The organism is Lysinibacillus sp. NPDC093688, from assembly GCF_050280145.1.
GTDB classification, from domain to species: Bacteria; Bacillota; Bacilli; order Bacillales_A; family Planococcaceae; genus Lysinibacillus; species Lysinibacillus xylanilyticus_B.
Window position 1 is genome coordinate 1 of the sequence record NZ_JBNNUX010000105.1, and the last position, 1,277, is coordinate 1,277.

Genomic DNA, 1,277 nt, shown 5'->3' on the forward strand with positions numbered 1-1,277 from the left:
CGCAACCAAAATGGTCCCGTGGTGTAGCGGTTAACATGCCTGCCTGTCACGCAGGAGATCGCCGGTTCGATCCCGGTCGGGACCGCCATTTTTTTTTTTGCCGGTGTAGCTCAGTTGGTAGAGCAACTGACTTGTAATCAGTAGGTCGTGGGTTCGACTCCTATCGCCGGCATCATCCCTTGGAGGGGTAGCGAAGTGGCTAAACGCGGCGGACTGTAAATCCGCTCCTTAGGGTTCGGCGGTTCGAATCCGTCCCCCTCCACCATTTTTAGGGGCATAGTTCAACGGTAGAATAGAGGTCTCCAAAACCTTTGGTGTGGGTTCGATTCCTACTGCCCCTGCCAGGTTTCTAGGTACTCAAATACTGCCGTGATTATATATAGTGGCGGTTGTGGCGAAGTGGTTAACGCACCTGATTGTGGTTCAGGCATTCGTGGGTTCGATTCCCATCAGTCGCCCCATTTTAATAATTGGGGTATAGCCAAGCGGTAAGGCAACGGATTTTGATTCCGTCATGCCTAGGTTCGAATCCTAGTACCCCAGCCATTCATTTTTTAATACGAGCCATTAGCTCAGTTGGTAGAGCATCTGACTTTTAATCAGAGGGTCGAAGGTTCGAGTCCTTCATGGCTCATCAGTTTTTATAAATGCGCCCGTAGCTCAATTGGATAGAGCGTCTGACTACGGATCAGAAGGTTATGGGTTCGACTCCTGTCGGGCGCGCCAAAAAAGCCTAATAGTATCGGAATGTAGCTCAGCTTGGTAGAGCACTTGGTTTGGGACCAAGGGGTCGTAGGTTCGAATCCTGTCATTCCGACCATCTTTCCTAACAAGGGGCCTTAGCTCAGCTGGGAGAGCGCCTGCCTTGCACGCAGGAGGTCAGCGGTTCGATCCCGCTAGGCTCCACCATTTATATATTACGGAGGTATACCCAAGTTCGGCTGAAGGGATCGGTCTTGAAAACCGACAGGCGGGTAACACCGCGCGGGGGTTCGAATCCCTCTACCTCCTCCATTTTTTTCGGGTCAGTAGCTCAGTTGGTAGAGCATTAGATTGAAGCTCTAAGTGTCGGCGGTTCGATTCCGTCCTGACCCACCATCTGCGGGTGTAGTTTAATGGTAAAACCTCAGCCTTCCAAGCTGATGTCGTGAGTTCGATTCTCATCACCCGCTCCAAAATAATGGGCCTATAGCTCAGCTGGTTAGAGCGCACGCCTGATAAGCGTGAGGTCGATGGTTCGAGTCCATTTAGGCCCACCATTATTCCGAAGTAGCTCA

At 51.4% G+C, this 1,277-nt stretch carries 14 tRNA genes; all 14 read left to right on the forward strand.

What is annotated here, in order from left to right:
• The first annotated feature begins 12 nt into the window (after positions 1-12).
• The 14 genes from ACQKN2_RS25260 (at position 13) to ACQKN2_RS25325 (ending at position 1,259) form a co-directional block, all read left to right on the forward strand.
• Positions 13-88: transfer RNA gene (locus ACQKN2_RS25260), tRNA-Asp, on the forward strand.
• Positions 89-99: 11 nt separating this feature from the next.
• Positions 100-172, forward strand: a tRNA-Thr gene (locus ACQKN2_RS25265).
• A gap of 9 nt (positions 173-181) precedes the next feature.
• Positions 182-265 (forward strand) — tRNA-Tyr (locus ACQKN2_RS25270).
• A gap of 5 nt (positions 266-270) precedes the next feature.
• Positions 271-344: transfer RNA gene (locus tag ACQKN2_RS25275), tRNA-Trp, on the forward strand.
• 41 nt (positions 345-385) lie between these two features.
• A tRNA-His gene (locus tag ACQKN2_RS25280) sits at positions 386-461 on the forward strand.
• Between the two features lie 10 nt (positions 462-471).
• A tRNA-Gln gene (locus tag ACQKN2_RS25285) sits at positions 472-546 on the forward strand.
• Between the two features lie 15 nt (positions 547-561).
• Positions 562-634: transfer RNA gene (locus tag ACQKN2_RS25290), tRNA-Lys, on the forward strand.
• Between the two features lie 15 nt (positions 635-649).
• Positions 650-726: transfer RNA gene (locus ACQKN2_RS25295), tRNA-Arg, on the forward strand.
• 17 nt (positions 727-743) lie between these two features.
• Positions 744-820 (forward strand) — tRNA-Pro (locus ACQKN2_RS25300).
• Positions 821-833: 13 nt separating this feature from the next.
• Positions 834-909 (forward strand) — tRNA-Ala (locus ACQKN2_RS25305).
• Positions 910-921: 12 nt separating this feature from the next.
• Positions 922-1,014, forward strand: a tRNA-Ser gene (locus tag ACQKN2_RS25310).
• Positions 1,015-1,022: 8 nt separating this feature from the next.
• A tRNA-Phe gene (locus ACQKN2_RS25315) sits at positions 1,023-1,098 on the forward strand.
• Positions 1,099-1,101: 3 nt separating this feature from the next.
• A tRNA-Gly gene (locus ACQKN2_RS25320) sits at positions 1,102-1,175 on the forward strand.
• Between the two features lie 7 nt (positions 1,176-1,182).
• A tRNA-Ile gene (locus ACQKN2_RS25325) sits at positions 1,183-1,259 on the forward strand.
• Positions 1,260-1,277 lie beyond the last annotated feature (18 nt).